Below are 18970 nucleotides of genomic sequence, written 5' to 3'. Positions count from 1 at the left end.
TAATGGTTTTGCTAGCGGGCGCCGGGGCGCCCATTCCCTTGAATCGATAAAGAGCCGGGCAGCCGGCCTCGCGGCGGCTGCTTCATTCGAATGCTGAGGGTGGGGACTGTGCGTGCCTCCCTGGCCCTGGCGGGTTCGTGGCGTTTTGCCGTCGAACACAATACCTAGTGGTGTTGACTGTCTGTTTACAGCGTCCGTTGCAACACCCGTACCGCTTTTCCATCGTCATGAAGGGCTCCTTGCGGTGAGCGCCGTCGATGCTTTCAGTACGTCTGGAAAATGCTTTTTTGCGGAGCCGCCGGAGCCATCAGAGTGGTCCGTGCGCGGTTGGTTCCGTTGTAGCCGTTCGTGCGCTCGAAACCCAAGATATAGGGGGTGGCGACGATGGGGATACAAGATAATGCGCTAATGGGGTGTTTGCAAGGTGACAGTCTGGGGGAAACCTGTGGATAAAGTGTGGGTCTTCTGTGCGTGAGTCCTAGGAAGCGTCCGTAGGCCGCGGCAGCGCTGGAGAATGCCATTCGTCGCCCTCGGAAAGCACCGGCGCAGACCTACTCCCCAACCTTTCGGGGCGCGCACCCTACCCACAATATGTAGTGTTTGCAAGATGTTCCTCGCGTGCTGCCGCGCGGCCCCCGTATTGGCTACAATGCGGGCCGCTCTGAGGGGGCCGCGCGGCGGCTCCGGGACCGCGATACGAGGAGGCTGTGTGGAGCAAGAAGCCTGGCGCATCCTGATCGTCGAGGACGATCGACGCCTGGCCGAGCTGACCCGGGAATACCTGGAAGGCAACGGCCTGAAGGTCGACATCGAAGCCAACGGCGCACTGGCGGCGGCGCGTATCCTCGCCGAACGCCCGGACCTGGTGGTGCTCGACCTGATGCTGCCGGGCGAGGACGGTCTGTCCATCTGCCGCCAGGTGCGTCCGCAGTTCGACGGTCCGATCCTGATGCTCACCGCGCGCACCGACGACATGGACGAGGTGCTCGGCCTGGAGATGGGCGCCGACGACTACGTGTGCAAGCCGGTGCGCCCGCGTGTGCTGCTGGCGCGCATCCGTGCCCTGTTGCGGCGCAGCGAGGCGCCGGAAGCGGGCGCCCCGGCGGCGGACAGCAAACGCCTGGCGTTCGGTCGCCTGGTGATCGACAACGCGATGCGCGAGGCCTGGCTGGACGGGACCACCATCGAGCTGACCAGCGCCGAGTTCGACCTGCTCTGGCTGCTGGCGGCGAACGCCGGGCGGATTCTCTCCCGCGAGGAGATCTTCAACGCCCTGCGCGGCATCGAGTACGACGGCCAGGACCGCTCCATCGACGTGCGCATCTCGCGGATTCGCCCGAAGATCGGCGACGACCCGATGCACCCGCGGCTGATCAAGACCGTGCGCAGCAAGGGCTACCTGTTCGTCGGCGAGGGCTGAGGCGCTTTTTTCCTGCGGGCCGGGGCGCGGGCGTCCCGGTCGGCCAGAATCAACAGCAGCGGACAGCGGCCGGGGGCTCGCCGATGAAATCCATCTTCCTGCGCATCTATGGCGGCATGCTCCTGGCCCTGCTGCTGGTCAGCGGCCTGGGCCTGCTCGGCCTGCACTGGATCAACGAGGTGCGTGGCGAGCACTACCGCGAGGAGCTGGCGCGCGGCACCTTCCGCCTGATGGCCGACAACCTGCAACCGATGACCGCCACCGAGCGCAAGCGCGCCCTGGCGCAGTGGAGCCGCTTGCTGGGGATTCCCCTGCAACTGCGCGGGCTGGACGAGCTGCGGATGGACGGACGCAGCCGCGCGCGCCTGATGAACGGCCAGGTGCTGGTGAAGCAGACCGCCGAGCACGCCGTCACCGTCTATACCCAGGCCAGCGCCGCCGAGAACCTGGTGCTCAGCGGCGAGGTGCAGCAGGTCAGCGAGCAACTGGCGCGGGCCACGGTCTATCTGCTGATGGACGAACTGGTGCGCTACCCGGCCAGCGAACAGCCTTACCACCTGGCGCGGATCGTCCGCGACAAGCGCTTCGGCTTCCCGGTGCACCTGCTCCAGGTCAAGGAACTGGACCTCGACGACGACCAGCGCCGGCGAGTGGTGGAGGGCGACACGGTGATGGCGCTGGGCAAGGACGGCGACTCGATCCGCATCTTCGCCGGCATCCTCGACACGCCCTGGGTGCTGGAGCTGGGCCCGCTGTTCCAGATGAACCTCTATCCGCCGCAGCTGCTGTTGCTGCTCGGCGCGCTGTGCCTGAGCTTCATCGGCCTGATCACCTACCTGCTGGTGCGTCGTCTGGAGCAGCGCCTGCGCAGCCTGGAGGCGGCCGCCACGCGGATCGCCCGTGGCAGTCTGGATACCCGCGTCGAGGTGCGCGGCGGCGACTCGGTGGGACGCCTGGGCGCGGCCTTCAACCATATGGCCGAGCACATCCACCGGCTGCTGACGGTGCAGCGCGAGATGGTTCGCGCGGTGTCCCACGAGCTGCGCACGCCGGTGGCGCGGTTGCGCTTCGGCCTGGAGATGATCGAGACCGCCGAGACCGACGGCGCCCGCCTGAAGTACCTGGAGGGCATGGACAACGATATCCAGGACCTCGACAAGCTGGTCGACGAGATGCTCACCTACGCGCGCCTGGAACAGGGCTCGCCGCCGCTGACCTACCAGCGCCTGGAGCTGGGCGTGCTGGTGCGCCAGGTGGTGGAGGAGATCGCTCCGCTGCGCCGCGAGGTGCTGGTCAGTTGCGAGGAGGGCGCGCTGGTGCCTGAGGAGCTGGGCAGTTGGATCGAGGCCGAGCCGCGCTACCTGCATCGGGCCTTGCAGAACCTGCTGACCAATGCGCTGCGGCATGCCGATCGTCGGGTCAGGATCAGCTACCGGGTCAGCCTGGAGCGTTGCCGGGTGGATGTCGAGGACGACGGGCCGGGGGTGCCGGAGGCGCAATGGGAGCGGCTCTTTACGCCATTCCTACGCCTGGACGACAGCCGGACCCGTGCTTCTGGCGGGCATGGCCTGGGACTGTCCATCGTCCGGCGGATCGTCTACTGGCATGGCGGCCGGGCCTCCATCGGCCGCAGCGAGACTCTGGGCGGCGCCTGCTTCACCCTGGCCTGGCCGCGCAAGGCAGGTCTGCGCGACCGCTGAAAAGTTGACGGAAATATGGCGGCTAGCTATCTGCAAGTGCTTGCGCAGACGTATTCCAGGCGTAGCGAAAACATATCGAAAGGCCAGTCCCGCCGGGCGTGGCGGGTATTCCGCCAGGGGCTAAAAAAGTCCTTTTCAGTTGGACTCGTTTGTTTATACTCCGGGACGCGGTGGCTAGTGGAACGCCATTCGAAATGCCCGCTCCAACGGCATTTTGCCGGGGTCGGATAACAAGAACAGCGTTGCGCAGCCGAACCGTCGAAGTCTTCCCGGATTGGGAAGGCCACTTATAAAAAATTGCAAGTTGGAGAGTGTGGTAATGGCTGATCGTGAGGTCGGAACCGTCAAGTGGTTCAATGACGCCAAAGGTTATGGATTCATTCAACGCGATAGCGGTCCGGACGTGTTCGTTCACTACCGCGCCATCCGCGGCGAGGGTCACCGCTCCCTGGTGGAAGGCCAGAAAGTGGAATTCTCGGTGATCCAGGGCCAGAAAGGCCTGCAAGCGGAAGACGTCTCCAAGGTCTGATTCCCGCAAGCAAAAGCCCGTCGCGAGACGGGCTTTTGTCATCCAGCGCATCCACCCCGCCAGGCCCCCGTTGGGTGGCCCCTCGCAGCGCGGGGTTTTCGTCGTTCAGGCGGTGCGCCAGGTAATTTCCTCGACGCCCCCGGCGTCGACCCGCAGCCAGCGGTCGGCGTCCTCTTCGCCCTGGTTTTCCTCCCAGCCGCCCGGCGCGCAGCGGATCTCCACGCCGAGCGCGGCATGCGCGGCCCTGGCGCAGGCGAGGTCGTCGTCCCAGGGCGTGCTGTCGCTCTCCAAGAACAGGCTGTGCCACTTGCCCACCGCCTTCGGCAGCCAGGTGACGCGCACCGCGCCGTGCTCGCCGCGGGCGGTGCACTTGAGGGTCTGGCCGTGCTCCTGCCATGGGCCGCAGGGCCCCAGCGCCTGTTCCAGCCAGGCGGCGACGGCCGCGTGCTCGGCGTCTTTCAGGTAGATCTCGATATCCGGTTGGCGCATGGGGTCCTCGGGGACGGTCAGTCGCGTTGCAGCCAATCGTAGCGCACCGCCACGCTGACTTCGAAGGGTTCGGCCAGGATTCGCGCGCGGCGCTCGGGGTTGACCCGCCAGCCGTGCGGGGTCATGGCCAGGAGGTTTTCCCGCGCGTCGTAGCTGTCCAGCGCCAGGCGGAACTCGAGGGTCTCGGTGTGGCGCAGGCGCAGTTGCGCGGGCAGGCCGGCGAGGTGCTTGTCGTCGGCGTAGTCGCGCACGTCGTCATAGAGCCGCTGGCGCAGTTCCAGCAGGTGCGCGCTGGCCGGGCCCAGGCGCAGTACGCCGCCGCCGGGGGCGAGCACGCGCACGGCCTCGTTCCAGTCGATCGGGCTGAACACGCTGGCGATCAGCTCGCAACTGGCGTCGGCCAGCGGCAGCCGGGCCATGCTCGCCACCAGCCAGGACAACTGCGGCGCGCGGCGGCAGGCGCGTTTCACCGCCTCGCGGGAGATGTCCAGGGCGTAGCCTTCGGCGCCGGCCAGGGCTTCGCCGAGCCGGGCGCTGTAGTAGCCCTCGCCGCAGCCGATATCCAGCCAGCGTCGCGGCGCGCGTTCGACGGCCAGTTCGGCCAGGCGCCGGGCCAGCGGCGCGTAGTGGCCGGCGCCGAGGAACTGGCGACGGGCCTCGACCATGGCGGCGTTGTCGCCCGGATCGAGGCTTTTCTTGTGCTGCACCGGCAGCAGGTTCAGGTAGCCCTGGCGGGCGCGGTCGAAGCGGTGCCCGGCGGGGCAGGCGACGCCGTTGTCGACCTCGCCCAGGGCGGCGGAGCAGAGCGGGCAGATCAGCATCAGGCGAGCAGCCTCACCAGGGTCTGGTAGTAGATTTCGGTGAGCAGCTCCAGGTCGCTGGCCAGGACCCGCTCGTTGACCTGGTGGATGGTGGCGTTGACCGGGCCGAGTTCGACCACCTGGGTGCCCATGGTGGCGATGAAGCGTCCGTCGGAGGTGCCGCCGCTGGTCGAGGGCTGGGTCTCGCGGCCGGTGACCGCCCTGATGCTGGCGGCCACCGCATCGAGCAGTTCGCCCGGCTCGGTGAGGAACGGCAGGCCGGACAGCGCCCATTCGACGTGCCAGTCCAGGCCGTGCTTGTCGAGGATCGCCTCGACGCGTTTCTGCAGGCCTTCGACGGTGGATTCGGTGGAGAAGCGGAAGTTGAACAGCGCGGTCAGTTCACCGGGGATGACGTTGGTGGCGCCGGTGCCGGAGTTCAGGTTGGAAACCTGGAAGCTGGTCGGCGGGAAGAAGGCATTGCCGTCGTCCCAGTGTTCCGCCGCCAGTTCGGCCAGCGCCGGGGCGGCCAGGTGGATCGGGTTCTTCGCCAGGTGCGGGTAGGCCACATGGCCCTGTACGCCGCGGATGGTCAGCTTGGCGCCAAGGGAGCCGCGGCGGCCGTTCTTCACCACGTCGCCGACCAGGCTGGTGCTCGACGGTTCGCCGACGATGCACCAGTCCAGGCGCTCGCCGCGTGCGGCGAGGCGTTCGACCACCGCCTTGGTGCCGTGGTGGGCCGGGCCTTCCTCGTCGCTGGTGATGAGGAAGGCGATGGCACCCTTGTGCTCCGGGTGGTCGGCGACGAAGCGCTCGACGGCGACGATCATCGACGCCAGGCTGCCTTTCATGTCCGCCGCGCCGCGCCCGCAGAGCATGCCCTGGTCGTCGATCAGGGCGTCGAAGGGTTGGTGCTGCCAGGCCTGCAGCGGGCCGGTGGGGACCACGTCGGTGTGCCCGGCGAAGCACAGTACCGGGCCGTCGCCGCCGCGCCGTGCCCAGAAGTTGTCCACCTCCTCAATGCGCATCGGCTCCAGGGCGAAGCCGGCGGCTTCCAGGCGGCGCATCATCAGGGCCTGGCAGTCGGCGTCGAGGGGCGTGACGGAGGGGCGGCGGATCAACTCGCAGGCGAGTTCGAGGGTCGGCGAGAGACTCGGCGAAGAGGCGGTCATGGGGAGGGCATCCTGAGCGGGTCGAGCGGAAAGGGGGAATCTTAAAGCATAAACGTGGGCGAAGGGACGCCGTTTAGGCGAGCGGGGCCGGCCGTCCCGACGCCTCGCCCGACCTCAACCGCCGATCTGCTCGGCGCCGCCGGCCAGTTCCTCGCGCGGTTTCGGCAGCGACGAGAGCAAGGCCATGACCAGCGCCGCCAGGTAGGGCAACGATTGCACCAGGAGCATGGCGACCCAGATCAGCAGGTCGCGGCTCGGCACGCCCTGAACCGCCACGATGCCGGCCGCCGCGCCCCACAGCAGGAGCATCACGAAGACTTCCTCGCGGGCCTCCGCCAGGGCCACCAGCAGGCCGTGGCTGGAGCGCATCTTCGGCGTGCGGAAGAACGGGATGCCGCGGGTGACGAAGCCGTACAGCACCGCCTTGGCGATGGTGTGCGAGAGCGACAGGCCGGCGAGGGCGGCGAAGAACGAGTCGCGCAGGTCGACGCCGACGGTGCGCCGGTAGAGGAAGAGGATCTTGCCGACCTTGAAGACGAACAGGGCCAGCGGCAGGATAGCGAAGATCAGCAGCGGCGGGTCGACGCGCTTGGGCACGATGATCATCGCCGCCGACCAGAGCAGCGCGCCGAGGGTGAAGAAGATGTTCAGGCCGTCGGCGATCCACGGCAGCCAGCCGGCCACGAAGTGGTAGCGCTGGCCGCGGGTCAGGCGGCTGCCGTCGGGACCGCGGCCGCGCAGCAGGGCGTCGGTATGCCGCTTCATGATCTGGATCGCGCCGTAGGCCCAGCGGAAGCGCTGCTTCTTGAAGTCGATGAAGGTATCGGGCATCACCCCCTTGCCGTAGCTGCGCTCGAAGTAGGCGGCCGACAGGCCCTTCTCGAACACCCGCAGGCCCAGCTCGGCGTCTTCGGTGATGCACCATTCCGGCCATCTCAGCTCGTCCAGCACGCTGCGCCGGATCATGGTCATGGTGCCGTGCTCGATGATCGCGTCGCGGTCGTTGCGGGTGACCATGCCGATGTGGAAGAAGCCCTTGTACTCGGCGTAGCAGAGCCGCTTGAAGGCGCTCTCGTGCTGGTCGCGGTAGTCCTGCGGCGACTGCACCACGGCGATCCGCGGGTCGCCGAAGTGCGGCACCATGTGCCTGAGCCAGTCGGGGTCGACGCAGTAGTCGGCGTCGATCACCGCGACCACCTCGACGTCCGCCGCCACGTGGCCCAGGGCGAAGTTCAGCGCGCCGGCCTTGAAGCCTTCCAGCGGGGCGACGTGGAAGAAGCGGAAGCGCTCGCCCAGGCGCGCGCAGTGCGCCTCGACCGGCTGCCAGACGGCCGGGTCGCGGGTGTTGTTGTCGATCACCAGGACTTCGTAGTCCGGGTAGTCGAGGCGGGCAAGGGCGTCGAGGGTCTGCTTCAGCAGTTCCGGCGGCTCGTTGTAGCAGGGCACGTGGATCGACACCTTGGGCCGATAGGCCTGCGCGGCAGTGATCGGCAGGAATGGCCGGCGCCGCTTGCGCGTCCAGACCGCCTCGGCCAGCTCGTGGGCCTCGGTGAACAGCACGATGACCACCCCCAGCGCGCCGACGCCCAGCAACGCGCCGACGGTCAGGCTGAACCAGGTGCTGTACTGCTGGCTGTAGTCGTAGGCGATCCACACCAGCACCGAGGCGCAGGCGAACGAGACCACGGCGAGGAAGGTCCGCCCGCGCTGGCGCAGCGAGGAACTGTCGATCAGCAGCAGGGTGAAGGCGAGTACCGCGAGTACCGCCGAGGCGATGGCCAGGGCGCGCCACTTGGGAATCGGCACCACCGGCCCGGTGAAGTTGAACTTGGCCTTGCGGTCGGCGTTGTAGACGCCCCAGTAGGCGCCCACCGAGCCTTCGGCGCTGACCTTCCAGGGCTGGTCGAAGGCTTCGATGACGAAGTAGCTGTAGCCTTCGCCGTTGAGCGCGTTGGTCAGGCGCCGGAGGTAGATGGCCTGGTCCGCGGGCGTCGCCTCGGCGCTGCCGCGCATGCGCCCGTTGCTCGGCCAGCCGACCTCGGCGAGCAGCAGCGGCTTCCTCGGGAAGGCGGCCTTGAGTTCGCGTGCGCGTTCGAGCACGAAGTCCACCGCGTCGGCCACCGGCGTGGCCTCCCAGTAGGGCAGGACGTGGGCGGCGATCAGGTCGACGTGTTGCGCCAGTTCCGGGTGTTCGCGGTAGACGTGCCACTGTTCGGCGGTGGTCACCGGAACCTTGACCGCCGCGCGGACCCGGTCGAGGTAGGCGATCAACTGTTCCGCCGTCACCTCGCGGCGGAACAGCGCCTCGTTGCCGACTATCACCCGCACCACGCTCGGCGACTCGTTGGCGATGCGGATGGCGCGGGCGATCTCGGCCTCGTTGCCGGCCAGGTCCGGGCCGAGCCAGATGCCCAGGCTGACGCGCAGGCCGAACGCCTCGGCCAGCGCCGGGATGTCACCGAGCGCGCCCTGGACCGAATAGGTGCGGATGCTGTGGGTGTGCCGGGCGACCAGTTCCAGGTCGGCGCGCATCTGTTCGGCGCTGGGGTAGCGGCCGCTCTGCGGATTCTGGTTGAGGCGGAACGGCGAGAAGGAGAAGCCGGAGATGCGTTCCGGCCAGTCCGGTACGCTGACCGGACGGTTGTACAGGGCCCAGATGCCGGTGAAGAGGGCGGCCAGGGCGACGATGACCACCAGGTTGAGCCCGATCTTGCGTGAAGACATAGAGATGAAACCAGGTTCCGGATGTTTCGCTGAACACGGGGCGGCGGATGCTACCCCGCACCCCCCGGGGTGTACAGGCGCCGGGCTGGCGGGTCTGTTGCAAGTCTAGTCCGGCCTGCGCGACGAACCGTAAGAACGCAGGCGACGCGGCGGCCGCGGCTTTTTATAATGCGCGCGGCAATCCGCGATTCGGTTTCAGAGGTGGTTGGTGATGCAGGTGGATGAACAGCGCTTCGGCGGTATCGGCCGGTTGTACGGTCGCGAGGGGCTGCAACGCCTGGCCGATAGCCACGTCGCGGTGGTCGGCATCGGCGGGGTCGGTTCCTGGGCGGCGGAAGCGCTGGCCCGCAGCGGCGTCGGCGAGATTTCCCTGTTCGACCTCGACGATGTCTGCGTGACCAACACCAACCGCCAGGTGCATGCCATCGAAGGCTCGGTGGGCAAGGCCAAGGTCGAGGTGATGGCGGCGCGCATCCGGGCCATCAACCCGGCCTGCCGGGTCCACGCGGTGGCCGATTTCGTCACCCGCGAGACCATGGCCGAGTACATCGTCGACTTCGACTACCTGATCGACTGCATCGACAGCGTGGCCGCCAAGGCCGCGCTGATCGCCTGGTGCAAGCGGCGCAAGATCCCGGTGATCACCACCGGCGGCGCCGGTGGCCAGGTCGACCCGACGCAGATCCAGGTCGCCGACCTGAACAAGACCTTCAACGACCCGCTGGCGGCCAAGGTGCGTTCCACCCTGCGCCGCGACTACAACTTCTCGCGCACGCCGGGGCGCACCTACAGCGTGCCCTGCGTGTTCTCCAGCGAGCAGCTGCGCTACCCGAAGCCGGACGGCACGGTGTGCCAGTCGAAGAGTTTCGTCGGCGAAGGGGTGAAGCTGGACTGCGCCGGCGGCTTCGGCGCGGTGATGATGGTCACCGCCACCTTCGGCATGGTCGCCGCCGCCCGCGCCGTCGAGCGCCTGGCGGAAGGCCGCGCGCTGCGACCGTCGCGGCGCACGCCGGGGAACGCCTGATCAGGCGCCGACCGCCACCAGGCTGAGCAGGCGTTCGTCGAGCACGGCGAACTGGGCATCCAGCTCGCTGCCGTGGCGCCACTCCGGCGACAGGTCGGTGAGCAGGCGCAGCCGGGCCTGGCCGTCGGCGCGCCATTCCAGCAGTTCCGCATGTTCGAAGTAGAAGCGCTTGCCCACCAGCGGATAGAGCGCCTTGAACAGGCTTTCCTTCAGCGAGAACGCCAGGGTCACCAGCAGGCCGGCGCGTCGCTCCAGGTCGTCGGCGAAGCGCAGGCGCTCGCCTTCGGTGAGGATCTCGCCATGCAGGTAGCGCGCCCGCTCGGCTTCGAGCAGGGTCTCCACGTCCAGGCCGAGCCCGCGCCAGTCGCCGCGCGCCGCCACCAGGGCGGCGGCCCAGCGGTCGCCATGGGTGATCGAGCCGCTGATCGCGGCCGGCCAGACCGGTGCGCGGTCCTCGCCGACGGCCGGGGTCTGGGCGCGGCCATCGAGGGCGAACAGGGCGGCGCGTGCGCAGAGGCGTCCGGCGAGGAACTCGGCCTGGCGCTTGGCCACCGCGCGGAGGATGTTCGCCGGCGGCTGGATGCCGGCCAGGGCGAAGTCGCCGGGTTGCAGCAGCGCCGGGTCGAAGCGGGTGCTGCGCAGTTGCACGCCGGGCAGCGCGACGGGCAGCGGCCAGCGGTCGTCCAGCGGGGTGCAGAAGGAGGGGAGACGGTCGTTCATGGCGCGCATTGTGCCGGTTCCCGACGTGGCCCACCAGTCACGCGACGCTTACACAAGATTGCAAAAGCGCAACAAAGGAAAACGGACCGCAAGGCCCGGTTTTGACAGACTGCGCCGCGCATTCCAGTGGAATGCAGGTGAGGTTGTTTGTTGATGACGGGATACTGTCCTGTCTCGACCTTTCAAGACGGGAGTCCCTTCGGGGACTCCCGTTTTTTTATGCGTCGGCGCAGGGTTCAACCCTGCCCGAAGATGTCCTTGAGGAATGCCTGCAGGTCTGCCCAGGAGCGTCGGTCGGCCTGGCGGTCGTAGCCGATGTCCAGGCCGTGGCCCTTGTGCGCATCGGCGTCGGGGTTGGTGAAGCCGTGTTTGGCGCCGTCCTGGATCACCACCCGGTAGTCGGCGCCGGCGGCGTTCAGTTCCTGTTTCAGGGCGTCGAGGTCCTTGGCCGGGACCAGGCTGTCGGCGCTGCCGTGCTCCACCAGGATCTTCGCCTTGACGCTGCCCTTGCTGGCCGGGGTGGCGGTGCCGAGGGCGCCGTGGAAGCTCGCCACGCCGGCCAGCGGCAGGCCCTGGCGGGCCATGTCGAGGACGATCTTGCCGCCGAAGCAGTAGCCGATCGCGGCGATCTGGCTGGGATCGGTCTGCGGTTGCCGCTTCAGCAGTTCCAGGCCGGCGAGGAAGCGCGCCTTGGCGGCGTCGGCATCCCGGGTCGCGGCCTGCATGAAGGCCATCGCGTCCTGCGGGTGCTCGGTGTGCTTGCCTTCGCCGTACATGTCGATGGCCAGGGCGCTGTAGCCGAGTTCGGCGAGGTCGCGGGCGCGGCGCTTGGCATAGTCGTTGAGCCCCCACCATTCGTGGACCACGATGACCCCAGGGCGGATCCCCGGCTTGCTGTCGTCGTAGGCGAAATAGCCGACCATGCGCGTGCCATCTGCGCTCCGGTAAGGCATCTCGCGGGTCTGGATAGCGGCCTGGGCGCTGGCGGCGCAGGCGATGAGCAGCAGGGCGCAGAGCAGGCGCATGGCATCTCTCCGTGAAAGGGTCCCCGATCAAGATAGACGCTTGTGCGCGGGACGCGGGGAAAACCCTTGGTGCCGGCCTTGCGCCGCTCAAACGTGGGCCATTCGGCCAGGCAAAGGGTGCGCCGCTCATCTACCCTATGGGCGAGTCCCTTCCCCTCGCTAGGACACCGTCTGGATGCCTGACCTGAGTACCTGGAACCTGACCATTCCCCAGGGCCGCCCGGCCATCACCATCTCCACCAGCCAATTGCAGCGCGACTACCGCAGCGACTATTTCCAGCGCACCGCCGACGGCATTCGCTTCTGGGTGCCGGTCAACGGCAGCCACACGCGCAACAGCGAGTTTCCGCGCAGCGAGTTGCGCGAGACCTTGTCCAGCGGCAGGCCCTACAACTGGCGTTACGCCAGGGCCGACAACTGGCTGGAGGCGACCCTGAGCATCGAGGCGGTGCCCTCGACCCGGCGCATGATCATCGGCCAGATCCACAGCGATGGCAGCAATAGCGGCCAGGCCGCGCCTCTGGTGAAGCTGCTCTACCAGTTGCGGCTCGACCAGGGGCGGGTCCAGGCGCTGGTCCGCGAGCGGCCGGACGATGGCGGGACCAGGGCCTACACGCTGATGGACGGGATTCCTCTCGGCCAGTCGTTCAGCTACCGCATCGGCGTGTCTCGCAGCGGATTGCTCAGCGTGTCGGTGAATGGCAGCGCCCTGGAGCAGCAACTGGACCCGCAGTGGGCCTACCAGGGCCTCTATTTCAAGGCCGGACTCTATCTACAGGACAACCGCGGGCCGTCCAGCGAGGGCGGGCGGGCGACGTTCAGCGAGCTGCGCGTTAGCCATCAATGAGCGGTCGAGGCGTCTGCGCCGCGGACTGCGCGTTGCCGTGGCATTTTGCAACTGCCAGATCTGGCAGGCGCGGAAGAGAGGAAACCGGGCGCGGGAAAAAATATCCGTATCGTTCCAAGGGGAAATAGGTCTCACGATCCGCTGATTCTGGTACTTCAGTACATGAAATCGCCTTGGCGGATCGCCCCGAATAAATGCCACGTTCTGCGCAACGCCCTGCCGGGTTTGCACAATGGGTCGAGGCCTTGCGGGATAAAATCGGCTATTGCCGTTGTCCGGCGTAGTTCTTTGCAAGTCAAAAGTTTGCCGTCAATAATTATTGTGGATAACTATTGTTTCAGGCTTTTCCTGTCAACTGTGCGAAGCGTCAGCTTATTGCCGATTTTCCCTCTCGCTATTGCTTTCTCCACGTTCCGAAGAGGTTCGGACGTACAGGTTTCTTTGCTGTTTTCAGCGAGAACCATTCGTTTCGATCATTTGAATACGTGGAGATTCAGACATGAAAAATCAGGTGAATGCCCTGGCGGTTCTAAGTGTGGGTGAAATCGAACAAGTTTCTGGCGCCGGGACTTTCCTGGGCGATGCCATCATCAATGGCGTCTACGCGGCCAACTCCTTCCTGAACTCGCCGCTGTTCTCCAGCATCGGCAACGCGGCCAGCGCCATCGGCCTCAACCGTACCCACGAGCTGGTCGACCTGCTGGCCTTCCAGGTGCCTTCGGTGGCGGCGATCACCGTCGGCAAGATTCTCGGCGGGACCGACAACCACAATGTTCCGTTGCATTACAACAAGGAAAGCGGCGAAGGGCTTTACAGCTGATCGCAACCTGTTGAAAGAGCGATTCGATGCTCGGGCATCGAGTCGTTCCTGGTTAATGCATTGATGGAGTCGATGATATGAAACGCAGGAGTGTGCTCTTGTCGGGTGTCGCCCTGAGTGGAACCGCACTGGCCAATGACTCGATATTCTTTTCGCCCTTGAAATACCTCGGGGCGGAACAACAGCGATCTATCGATGCCTCGCGAAGTTTGCTGGACAACCTGATTCCGCCGAGTTTGCCGCAATATGACAACCTGGCCGGAAAGTTGGCGCGGCGTGCGGTATTGACCAGCAAGAAACTGGTATATGTCTGGACCGAGAACTTCGCCAATGTCAAAGGCGTGCCGATGGCCCGCTCGGTGCCGCTGGGCGAGTTGCCGAATGTCGACTGGCTGTTGAAGACCGCCGGGGTGATCGTCGAGCTGATCGTCAATTTCGTCGCCTCGTTGCCGGCGTCGGCCGCCGCGCAGTTCGAGCGGATCGCCGCCGGGCTCAGCGGCGATCTGGAAGCGGCGCGCCAGGTCCACGAGGCGTTGCTGGAGGAGGCGAAGAACGATCCGGCCGCGGCCGGCAGCCTGCTGCTGCGCTTCACGGAATTGCAGACGCGGGTGATCGCCTTGCTGACGCGGGTCGGCCTGCTGGTCGACGACATCCTCAAGAGCGCCAGCAACCTGGTTACCCAGGGTGGACAGGGCGACGGCCTGAATCGCTTCCGCGCGGTGTTCGGCACCCTGCGCCTGCCGGAGGTCGCCGACAGCTTCCGTGACGACGAAGCGTTCGCCTACTGGCGGGTGGCCGGGCCTAATCCGCTGCTGATCCGCCGCGTCGATGCGCTGCCGGCCAACTTTCCGCTGGGCGAAGAGCAGTTCCGCCGGGTGATGGGCGCCGACGACAGCTTGCTGGAGGCCGCCGCCAGCCGCCGCCTGTACCTGCTGGACTACGCCGAGCTGGGCAAGCTGGCGCCGTCGGGAGCGGTGGACAAACTGCTCACCGGGACGGGCTTCGCCTATGCGCCGATCGCCCTGTTCGCCCTTGGCAAGGATCGGGCGAGGCTATTGCCGGTGGCCATCCAGTGCGGCCAGGACCCCGTTACCCATCCGATGTTCGTGCGTCCCGCCGAGTCGGAGAGTGATCTGTACTGGGGTTGGCAGATGGCCAAGACGGTGGTCCAGGTCGCCGAGGAGAACTACCACGAGATGTTCGTCCACCTGGCCCAGACCCACCTGGTGAGCGAGGCGTTCTGCCTGGCCACCCAGCGCACCCTGGCGCCCAGCCATCCGCTGCACGTCCTGCTCGCCCCGCACTTCGAGGGCACCCTGTTCATCAACGAGGGGGCGGCGCGGATCCTGTTGCCCAGCGCGGGCTTCATCGACGTGATGTTCGCCGCGCCGATCCAGGACACCCAGGCCACCGCCGGCGGCAACCGGCTGGGGTTCGACTTCTACCGCGGCATGTTGCCGGAGAGCCTGAAGGCGCGGAACGTCGACGACCCGGCCGCGTTACCGGACTACCCCTACCGCGACGACGGCCTGCTGGTGTGGAATGCGATCCGCCAGTGGGCGGCCGACTACGTGGCGGTGTACTACGCCAGCGACGGCGACGTCACCGGTGACGTCGAACTGGCGGCCTGGGTCGGCGAAGTGATCGGCAGCGGCAAGGTGGCCGGGTTCCGCCCGATCACCGGTCGCAGCCAACTGGTCGAGGTGCTGACCATGGTGATCTTCACCGCCTCCGCGCAGCATGCGGCGGTCAATTTTCCCCAGCCTTCGATGATGACCTACGCGCCAGCGATCTGCGCCATGAGCGCGGCGCCGGCACCGGACTCGCCGAGCGGCAAGAGCGAGGCCGACTGGTTGAAGATGATGCCGCCGACCCTGGTGGCGCTGGAGAAGGTGAACATCTATCACCTGCTCGGTTCGGTCTACCACGGTCGCCTCGGCGACTACCGGCAGACCGGGTTCCCCTACGCGCCGGTGTTCTCGGACAGGCGGGTGACCGCCAGCGGCGGCCCGCTGGAGCGCTTCCAGGCACGCCTGAAGGAGGTCGAGGCGACCATTCGCACGCGCAACCAGGCGCGCCGCAAGCCCTACGAGTACCTGTTGCCGAGCCGGATTCCGGCGAGCACCAATATCTGAGACGGAGAAAGAGGACGGGGCGCCCCTGGGCGCCCCGTTGCTCTTAGCGGCCTTCGCTTTCGGCGGCGGCCGTCGGCGCGGCATGCCGCTGCTTCAACTGGCGGCGCGCCAGGAGGCTGCCGAGGAGGATCACGAACAGCGCGCCGAAGGCCGCCGCACCGTAGTGCAGGTAGGAATCCCATTGCGCGTAGGGCGCCAGCCAGGGTTTCAGCGCGCTGTCGGTGAGCAGCATGCCGCCGGCGATCCAGCCGAGCAGGCCGCCGCCGAAGAGGATGATCAGCGGGAAGCGGTCGATCAGGCGCAGGATCAGCTGGCTGCCCCAGACGATGATCGGGATGCTGATCAGCACGCCCAGGGAGACCAGGAAGAAATCCCCGGCCGAGGCGGCGGACAGGGCGATGACGTTGTCCAGGCTCATCACCGCGTCGGCGATGATGATGGTCTTGATCGCGCCGAGCAGGTGGGTGCTGCCCTTGATGTCGTCGCCGTCCTCCTCCTCCGGCAGCAGCAGCTTGATGCCGATCCACAGCAGCAGGAGCGCGCCGATCACCTTGAGGTAGGGCAGGTCGAGCAGGTGCAGGGCGAAGAACAGCAGCAGGATGCGGATCAGGATGGCGCCGGCGACGCCGCCGAAGATCGCCTGCTTGCGCCGGTGCGCCGGCAGGTGCCGGCAGGCGAGGGCGATGACTACGGCATTGTCGCCGCCCAGGAGGATATCGATGGCGACGATCTGCAGCAGGGCTGTCCAGAACGTCGGGTCGCTCAACCAGTGGATCAAGGTTGTACTCCGAAACGTGTAGTGAGGGTGGAAAGCCCGGGGCGGTGGCGGGTGGCGGCCGCCCGGCTTTCCTGCGGTGGTCTGGGACCGTCGGGGCCGGCTCCGGCTTGTGGACGGAGGCGGGGAACACTGCTTGGACAGGCGAACGCCCGGCCAGTGCCCGGAAAACGGACGCGCGGGTGGCGCAGCGCGTTCGGGCACGGATGTGACGCGGCGGATCGGCCGCGAGACACCCGGCATGCGTATTCCGTCGCCAGTCTGCCCGAGCAAGGTTTCACCCGCCTTTCAGGGCGGAGATGGCGCCGCACCCGGCGGGACGGTAGGCTAGTGGCCCGTGTGGCTGACTCGACCAGTCGAACGCCGATCACCGAGTCAACCGTACAGGCCACCAGGCCTTCGGCGCCGGGGGAAGCCCGCCGGTGCTATGGATGACCGTTCACCGTACAAGGAAACCCCATGCGCAGCCTTCTTCTCTCCTCGCTGGCCCTGCTACCCGCCCTGGCCCTGGCGCAACCCGACGCCTCGAGCTTCCCTTCCTGCCTCGCCGGCCTGCAGAAGAAGGCCCAGGCGCAGGGCATTTCCGCCGACAGTTATGAGCGCTTCACCAGCGGCCTGCAAGCCGACCTCAGCGTGCTCGACCTGCTCGACGCGCAGCCGGAGTTCACCACCCCGCTGTGGGACTACCTGGCCGGCCTGGTGGACGAGCAGCGGGTCAGCGATGGCAAGGCGATGCTCGCCCAGCACGACAAGCTGCTCGACCAAGTGGCCGCGCGCTACGGCGTGGACAAGTACACGGTGGTGGCGGTGTGGGGCGTGGAAAGCGACTACGGGCGGATCTTCGGCAAGCGTCCGCTGCTGACCTCGCTGTCGACCCTGTCCTGCTACGGGCGCCGCCAGTCGTTCTTCCAGGGCGAGTTCCTCGCCACCCTGAAGCTGTTGCAGGCCGGCGACATCCGCGACGCCGGCATCACCGGCTCCTGGGCCGGGGCCTTCGGCCATACCCAGTTCATGCCATCGACCTACGCGCGGATCGCCGTGGACTTCGACGGCGACGGTCGTCGCGACCTGGTAGGCAGCGTGCCGGATGCCCTCGGTTCCACCGCCAACTACCTGAAGAAGGCTGGCTGGCGCACGGGACAGCCGTGGGGCTATGAAGTGAAGGTGCCGGCCGACTTCCCCGCCAGCCTGGCCGGGCGCGGCAAGCGCCAGCCGCTGTCGGCCTGGGTCGCCCGTGGGGTGAAGCGGGCCGACGGCCAGCCGCTGCCGGGCGGCGACGAGAAGGCCGCGATCCTCCTGCCGACCGGGGCCCAGGGCCCGGCCTTCCTGGTCTATCGCAACTACGATGCGATCTATTCCTACAACGCCGCGGAAAGCTACGCGCTGGCCATCGCCCTGCTTTCCGACCGCCTGCGCGGCGGCAGCGGCCTGGTGGCGTCCTGGCCGACCGACGACCCGGGCATCAGCCGGCTCGAGCGCAAGCAATTGCAGAAGGCGTTGCTGGCGCGCGGCTACGACATCGGCGAGGCCGACGGGCTGATCGGCACCAGCACGCGCAAGGCGATCCAGGCCGAGCAGAAGCGCCTCGGCCTGACCCCGGCCGACGGTCGCGCCGGGCGCAAGATCCTCGAGGCGCTGAAGGGCGCCCAGCCCTGATCCCGTAGCGCCGCCCGGTCCGCGGGCGGCGCTACCAGCCCTTCACCCCGGTCATGTCCGGCAGGTGGTGGGCGATCCCCTTGTGGCAGTCGATGCAGGTGGCTTCGCCGCTGGCCAGGGCGGTGGAGTGCATCTGCCGCGCGCGCACGCTCTGCCGGGTGAAGTCCATGAACTCGAAGTTGTGGCAGTTGCGGCATTCCAGCGAATCGTTGGCCTTGAGCCGTGCCCATTCGTGCTCGGCCAGCTCGCGGCGGTGATCGAGGAATTTCTCGCGGGTGTTGATGGTGCCGAAGATCTTGCCCCAGACCTCCTTGGAGGCCTGCATCTTGCGCGCGATCTTGTCGGTCCACTTGTGTGGCACGTGGCAGTCGGGACAGGTGGCGCGGACTCCGGAACGGTTGCTGTAGTGGATGGTGTCCTTGAGTTCGACGAACACGTTGTCGCGCATCTCGTGGCAGGAAATGCAGAAGGTCTCGGTGTTGGTCGCCTCCAGGGCGGTGTTGAAGCCGCCCCAGAAGACGATCCCGGCGATGAAGCCGCCGAGGGTGAGGAAGCCCAGGCTGAAATGCACGCTGGGACGACGCAGGACCCGCCAGTAACCGGCCAGCCAGGCGATGAGTGCTTTCATGCGGCCTCCCTCAGGGTTTGCGCGCCGCATTGGCGGCTTCTTTCTCGAGGATCTGGTCGATGTTCTCGAAGCGGTTGTCGACCAGCGGCTTTACGTCCTGTTGCGGCACATGGCACTGCACGCAGAAGTAGCGGCGCGGCGAGACGGCGGCCAGCGGCTGGCCGTCGCGGTCCATGTAGTGGGTGATGCTGATCATCACCGCCTGGGTTCGCGCGCTGTTGGCGCGGCTGTGGCAGGACAGGCACTTGTTGCTGTCCTTGTCGATGCGATAGCCGACGATGCTGTGGGGAATGGTCGGCGGCTGCTCGGGGTAGTTGCGCTCGCGTTTCAGGTCCTTGTTTTCCTCGGCCGCCAGCGGCGGCGCGGGGCGGCTTTCGGCCAGCGTGCCGCCGGGGCGGCGGCCGTCGGGGGCGGGCGCGTCCAGCGGGTAGCCGAGGTCGGCGGCGAAGGCCGCGGGGGCGCCGAGCAGGACGAGGAGTAGGGCAGTCAGCAGAGGTTTCATGGCG

17 protein-coding genes are annotated in these 18970 nt (G+C 67.2%); 8 read left to right on the top strand and 9 right to left on the bottom strand.

Annotated elements, in window-relative coordinates; genetic code table 11:
- Positions 1–709 precede the first annotated feature (709 nt).
- The 3 genes from VQ067_RS20195 (at position 710) to VQ067_RS20185 (ending at position 3649) form a co-directional block, all read left to right on the top strand.
- A complete protein-coding gene (locus tag VQ067_RS20195; protein ID WP_003082360.1) occupies positions 710–1420 on the top strand; it encodes a winged helix-turn-helix domain-containing protein in 711 nt (236 codons plus the stop codon).
- An 83-nt stretch (positions 1421–1503) separates the two neighbouring features.
- Complete coding sequence (locus tag VQ067_RS20190; protein ID WP_003109067.1) at positions 1504–3120, top strand: ATP-binding protein; 1617 nt, start codon at positions 1504–1506, stop codon at positions 3118–3120.
- A 319-nt stretch (positions 3121–3439) separates the two neighbouring features.
- Positions 3440–3649 carry a cold-shock protein gene (locus VQ067_RS20185; protein WP_003082372.1) on the top strand — a complete coding sequence of 70 codons (210 nt, stop codon included), beginning with the start codon at positions 3440–3442 and terminating at the stop codon, positions 3647–3649.
- Positions 3650–3754: 105 nt separating this feature from the next.
- On the opposite strand, the gene VQ067_RS20180 is transcribed toward VQ067_RS20185, so the two are convergent.
- From VQ067_RS20180 to ndvB, 4 genes are all read right to left on the bottom strand, one after another.
- Positions 3755–4138, bottom strand: coding sequence for a hypothetical protein (locus VQ067_RS20180; protein WP_003082373.1), 384 nt, complete (start codon positions 4136–4138; stop codon positions 3755–3757).
- A 17-nt stretch (positions 4139–4155) separates the two neighbouring features.
- The gene (locus VQ067_RS20175) at positions 4156–4959 is read right to left on the bottom strand and encodes a putative RNA methyltransferase (protein ID WP_015503323.1); all 804 of its coding nucleotides are present in this window, start codon (positions 4957–4959) and stop codon (positions 4156–4158) included.
- On the bottom strand, positions 4959–6110 hold the full coding sequence (gene dapE, locus VQ067_RS20170; protein ID WP_003082377.1) for a succinyl-diaminopimelate desuccinylase: 1152 nt from the start codon (positions 6108–6110) through the stop codon (positions 4959–4961). The genes VQ067_RS20175 and dapE overlap by 1 nt, the downstream gene beginning before the upstream one ends.
- Positions 6111–6224: 114 nt before the next feature.
- Complete coding sequence (gene ndvB / locus VQ067_RS20165; RefSeq protein WP_019486584.1) at positions 6225–8834, bottom strand: glycosyltransferase NdvB; 2610 nt, start codon at positions 8832–8834, stop codon at positions 6225–6227.
- 211 nt (positions 8835–9045) lie between these two features.
- Here ndvB and tcdA point away from each other — a divergent pair, with 211 nt between their 5' ends.
- Positions 9046–9858 carry a tRNA cyclic N6-threonylcarbamoyladenosine(37) synthase TcdA gene (gene tcdA / locus VQ067_RS20160; RefSeq protein WP_003086553.1) on the top strand — a complete coding sequence of 271 codons (813 nt, stop codon included), beginning with the start codon at positions 9046–9048 and terminating at the stop codon, positions 9856–9858.
- On the opposite strand, the gene VQ067_RS20155 is transcribed toward tcdA, so the two are convergent.
- Positions 9859–10587: a 4'-phosphopantetheinyl transferase family protein gene (locus VQ067_RS20155; protein ID WP_033990245.1), complete on the bottom strand. Its 729-nt coding sequence runs from the start codon at positions 10585–10587 to the stop codon at positions 9859–9861.
- Positions 10588–10814: 227 nt separating this feature from the next.
- The gene (locus tag VQ067_RS20150; RefSeq protein ID WP_017001461.1) at positions 10815–11603 is read right to left on the bottom strand and encodes a dienelactone hydrolase family protein; all 789 of its coding nucleotides are present in this window, start codon (positions 11601–11603) and stop codon (positions 10815–10817) included.
- 175 nt (positions 11604–11778) lie between these two features.
- On the opposite strand from VQ067_RS20150, the gene VQ067_RS20145 reads away from it, so the two are divergent.
- The 3 genes from VQ067_RS20145 to loxA all read left to right on the top strand — a co-directional run bounded on the left by VQ067_RS20145 (position 11779) and on the right by loxA (position 15405).
- Positions 11779–12450 (top strand): polysaccharide lyase family 7 protein, encoded by a 672-nt coding sequence (locus VQ067_RS20145; RefSeq protein ID WP_019486594.1) that lies wholly within the window; start codon positions 11779–11781, stop codon positions 12448–12450.
- A 499-nt stretch (positions 12451–12949) separates the two neighbouring features.
- Positions 12950–13270 carry a hypothetical protein gene (locus VQ067_RS20140; protein ID WP_003082401.1) on the top strand — a complete coding sequence of 107 codons (321 nt, stop codon included), beginning with the start codon at positions 12950–12952 and terminating at the stop codon, positions 13268–13270.
- A gap of 77 nt (positions 13271–13347) precedes the next feature.
- Entirely contained in the window at positions 13348–15405 is a 2058-nt protein-coding gene (gene loxA / locus VQ067_RS20135; protein WP_033990243.1) for a lipoxygenase LoxA, read from the top strand.
- A gap of 43 nt (positions 15406–15448) precedes the next feature.
- Here loxA and VQ067_RS20130 read toward each other — a convergent pair whose 3' ends face one another.
- A complete protein-coding gene (locus tag VQ067_RS20130) occupies positions 15449–16183 on the bottom strand; it encodes a TerC family protein (RefSeq protein WP_003086563.1) in 735 nt (244 codons plus the stop codon).
- A gap of 456 nt (positions 16184–16639) precedes the next feature.
- Between VQ067_RS20130 and VQ067_RS20125 the strand changes: the two genes are divergently transcribed.
- Positions 16640–17836, top strand: a complete 1197-nt coding sequence (locus VQ067_RS20125; RefSeq protein ID WP_003133821.1) for a lytic murein transglycosylase — start codon at positions 16640–16642, stop codon at positions 17834–17836.
- Positions 17837–17867: 31 nt separating this feature from the next.
- Here the strand turns inward: VQ067_RS20125 and VQ067_RS20120 are convergent, their stop codons facing one another.
- Entirely contained in the window at positions 17868–18464 is a 597-nt protein-coding gene (locus tag VQ067_RS20120) for a cytochrome c3 family protein (RefSeq protein ID WP_003082412.1), read from the bottom strand.
- Positions 18465–18474: 10 nt separating this feature from the next.
- A complete protein-coding gene (locus VQ067_RS20115; RefSeq protein ID WP_003082414.1) occupies positions 18475–18966 on the bottom strand; it encodes a nitrate reductase cytochrome c-type subunit in 492 nt (163 codons plus the stop codon).
- Positions 18967–18970: the final 4 nt, after the last annotated feature.

This window comes from Pseudomonas sp. KBN12P06040, assembly GCF_037574965.1.
Taxonomy (GTDB): Bacteria; Pseudomonadota; Gammaproteobacteria; order Pseudomonadales; family Pseudomonadaceae; genus Pseudomonas; species Pseudomonas aeruginosa.
Note: the sequence above shows the minus strand (reverse complement) of the source record. Positions and strands in the feature narration are given on the sequence as shown.